The sequence below is a fragment of the Nocardia sp. NPDC004582 genome (assembly GCF_053602115.1).
This window is the reverse complement of record NZ_JBSGCY010000268.1, coordinates 1-3,393: the sequence shown is the minus strand read 5'-3', so window position 1 is coordinate 3,393 and position 3,393 is coordinate 1. Positions and strand designations below refer to the sequence as shown.

Genomic DNA, 3,393 nt, shown 5'->3' with positions numbered 1-3,393 from the left:
GGCGGCGCGGGCGCGACCACGCTCGCGCATGTGCTTGCGCCGGCGGCGGATTCGTACCGGCGCTGGCCCGGCGTCTTCGAGCGGGAGTCCCCGTTCGTGGTGCTGGTGGCGCGCGAGACCATCTCCGGGCTCACCCGCGCCCACGACCTGCTGCGCCAGCATCACGCCGGCCTGGCCGGTCCGTGTGAGGTGCTGGGGCTGATCACCGTGGCCGCGCGCCCGGGCCGGATGCCGGCCGAGATCCGCCGCTACCGCGACGTGGTCGGGTCGCTGGCCGGTCAGGTGTGGCAGCTGCCCTGGCACGAGGAGTGGACACTGGTCGAAGCCGACCAGTTGCCCGTCTGGTCGCCCGGCGACCCGCCGCCGGTGCAGCGCAAGCGCAAACCCGATCCGCTGGAAGAGGTTACGCAGGATGTGCGGGATCTGGGCACGGGCATCGTCGCCGCCGCCCAGGACGCGCTCGACGCCCCCCGCGACGTGTTCGCGGAACGGGGGGAGTGATCATGAACACCCTTGGATTGCATTGTGCTGGAAAGATTTCCGAAGTAGGTGCCGCCTCCGGTTGGACGGCGGGGCCGGTGATCGGCGAGATTGTTACTAGCAGTTCGCTTTTGGAGAAGGACAGACAATGAGCATGCTCCTCGCCGTACATGACGCGTACGGTCAGATCCTCGCCCAGGTCGGTAACCCGACCCCGGAGGCGCCGCCCGCGTCGGACAAGTTGCTGAAACTGGTTCGGTACTTCACCTGGTTCGTTCTGTTGTCGGGAATCCTGGGCATCACCTACGCCGGTGGCCGGTTCGCCTGGGAGAAGTGGACGGGAGGCGGTTTGGAGTCCCCGAAGATGGTGGCCGGAGCGATGATCGGAGGCATCGTCGCGACCAGCGCGGGCACGATCATGAACGCAGTGATCACCTAATGCCCGCCGCGCTGGTGCCGCAGGCCCTGCACGCCGCGCTCTCCACCCGCGCGGACGCGGTGGCCGTGCTGGCCTACAAACAGATGCCGGCCGATGTGCTCCGGCCGATGATGCAGCTCATCGACTGGCTGCTGTGGTGCGTGCTGCTGTTCTGCCTGGCCTGGATGATCCTGGCCGCGGGCCGGCTGTGGTACGCGTTCCGCGGCGACCTGGCGGCCAACGAGGCGACGCACGGGGTGGTGATGAGCCTGCTGGGCGCGATCATGGCGACCTCGGCCAGCGGCATCGCACTGGCCCTGCTGCCGACCTGAGGGGCCGGTCGGCTGAATTGTCCACCCGCACACACGTTCTTGTAGACGACACCGTGGAGGCATTGCATTGAGCGAGAAGGAGTCGCCCGAGCGCGACGGCGTCTCGTTCGGCGTCATCGCCTCGGCCGCCCTGGTGGCGGTCATCCTGATCGCCGGTCTGGTGGTCTATTTCGGGCACGGCGACGCCAAACCCAGCGCCAAGACCGACCCGGGCGCGCCCCCGGCGACCTCGGAGACCGGTGCCACCGGATTCGCCTCGCCCGATGTGGATCTGTTCGGCCGCCGCGTCGACATTCCCAACAACACCGCGGGACAGCCGCTGCCGCAGGAGACCGGCAAACAGCGCAAGGCCACCGACACCGACTGGCTCACCGCTGCCCCGCAGGGCATCACCGATCCGCACGGCTGGCAGCGGGTGTACGGCGCGTCGGTGCCCTTCTCCACCTCCGACGGTCCGGCTCGCCTGGAAAACGGCCTGGCCGTGGGCTATTCCCACACCCCGCAGGGCGCGGCCCTGGCGGCGGCGCAGATCACCTACCGGCTCAACGCCCGGCCCGCGGACCGGGAGCTGTACGTGCGGCAGGTACGCGTGCCCGCCGAACAGCTCACCGCCTACGACCAGGCGCTGGCCGATCAACGGCTGCCGAAACAGCAGCCCGAGAAGGTGACCCGCTACCTGGTCGCCCCCGACGGCTTCCAGGTCGAGAACTACGCCGACGACATGGCCATCGTGCGGCTGGCCGCGCGCGGGCCGGTGGTCGACGGCCGGCAGTTGTGGGCGGCGGTGCGCCTGATCATGGTCTGGGACGCCGGCGACTGGCGGCTCAAGCCCTCCACGTCACGGACCTCGCAGACCGAGTACGTGGATTCGCTGGCGGGGTGGACCCGTTGGTGACGACAACAACAGCTCCACAGCTGACAACAGAAGATATGGCATCGCGACCCATCGAGAGGTGGACCACATGCTGAGGCGGCTAGTCACGATTCTCGCGGTCGTATTCACCGTCATGATCGCGACCCCGACGGTGGCTTACGGCCAGACCTACGGTTTCGACCAGGCCTGCAACGAATTACACGACTCCCTCGACGGGCTGGGCGTGCCCGGCATCTCGCTCGGCGACGCGGCCTCGGCGGCCTGCAAGGCCGGCAATGTCGCCACCCACCCGAGCGACGCCGCCGGCGCCGTGCGCGACAAGGCGTGGGACTCCACCTTCGGCAAGGTCGTCGACTCGCTGATGAGCGGTCTCGGCGAGGCGCTGATCCTGGCGCTCACGTTCTGGATGAAGATCCCGAACGAGAGAGTCAGCGACGCCGGAACCCTATTCACCAAGATCAACGACTACACCTATCAAGTCCAGATCCTGTTCCTGATGACCTCGGTGATACTCACCGGCCTGAAACTGGCGCGAGCCAGACGCGGCGCCGCGGTCGACCAGGCCACGGACTCGTTCTGGATGTTCGCCCGTGTGGTGTTCAGCTCCTGGATGCTGGGCGCGGTGATCGTGGCCGCGACCCAGGCCTCGGACAAGTTCTCCGAGTGGGTGATCAACGACTCCACCAACGGCAATGCCAAGAACATGGCCGAGCTGATGGTGAAAACCTCCAAGCTGCAGGCGTTCTCGCCGGGTCTGGTGCTGATCATCGCCATCGTCGGCCTGCTCGGGGCGCTCGCGCAGATCGTGCTGGCCATCGTGCGCCAGGGCATGCTGGTGGTCGCGGCGGGCGTGCTGCCGCTGGCCGCCGCGGGCTCGGGCACCGGCATCGGAATGTCGTCCTACAACAAGCTGATTCGCTGGATCATCGCGTTCATGCTGTACAAGCCGGTCGCCGCGATCGTCTACATGATCGCCTTCACCACCGCGGGCGTCACCGACGACCGCACCGGCACCGTGAACCTGCCCGACGCCGACGAGGCCCAGCGCATGCTGGTCGCCATCGTGCTGCTGGGCACCGTGGCGTTCGTGCTGCCCGCGCTCATGCGCCTGGCGACCGCGGGCGAGGTGGCCATCGTCGGTTCCGGCGGTTCGGGTCTGGCCGCCACCACCGGCACCCTGGTCGGTATCGCGGCGCTCGGCGCGGTCGGCTCGCGCCGAACCCGCCGGGGAGCCGGCCATTCTGAGCGCCACCGCCTCCGATCCCGCACGCACCAGAATCTCGGTGTTC

Annotated in this window: 6 protein-coding genes; all 6 read left to right on the top strand. The window is 68.3% G+C overall.

The window, feature by feature from the left end:
* The coding region (locus tag ACWELJ_RS33790) for a hypothetical protein (RefSeq protein WP_452370126.1) at positions 1–501 on the top strand (501 nt) is incomplete at its 5' end.
* A 2-nt stretch (positions 502–503) separates the two neighbouring features.
* The gene (locus tag ACWELJ_RS33785) at positions 504–632 is read left to right on the top strand and encodes a hypothetical protein (protein ID WP_387309162.1); all 129 of its coding nucleotides are present in this window, start codon (positions 504–506) and stop codon (positions 630–632) included.
* Positions 629–919, top strand: a complete 291-nt coding sequence (locus ACWELJ_RS33780; protein ID WP_213556317.1) for a hypothetical protein — start codon at positions 629–631, stop codon at positions 917–919. Before ACWELJ_RS33785 ends, ACWELJ_RS33780 begins: the two co-directional genes overlap by 4 nt.
* Positions 919–1,230, top strand: a complete 312-nt coding sequence (locus ACWELJ_RS33775; protein WP_357083512.1) for a hypothetical protein — start codon at positions 919–921, stop codon at positions 1,228–1,230. Before ACWELJ_RS33780 ends, ACWELJ_RS33775 begins: the two co-directional genes overlap by 1 nt.
* Before the next feature lie 67 nt (positions 1,231–1,297).
* Positions 1,298–2,125, top strand: a complete 828-nt coding sequence (locus ACWELJ_RS33770; protein ID WP_452370125.1) for a hypothetical protein — start codon at positions 1,298–1,300, stop codon at positions 2,123–2,125.
* Between the two features lie 67 nt (positions 2,126–2,192).
* Positions 2,193–3,393 (top strand): hypothetical protein (locus ACWELJ_RS33765; RefSeq protein WP_452370124.1); only part of this gene is annotated, 1,201 nt, incomplete at its 3' end.

Bases quoted from the DNA above. Each gene is read 5' to 3' on its own strand.
- ACWELJ_RS33785 (WP_387309162.1), top strand. From the start codon at position 504: ATGAACACCCTTGGATTGCATTGTGCTGGAAAGATTTCCGAAGTAGGT.
- ACWELJ_RS33780 (WP_213556317.1), top strand. From the start codon at position 629: ATGAGCATGCTCCTCGCCGTACATGACGCGTACGGTCAGATCCTCGCC.
- ACWELJ_RS33775 (WP_357083512.1), top strand. From the start codon at position 919: ATGCCCGCCGCGCTGGTGCCGCAGGCCCTGCACGCCGCGCTCTCCACC.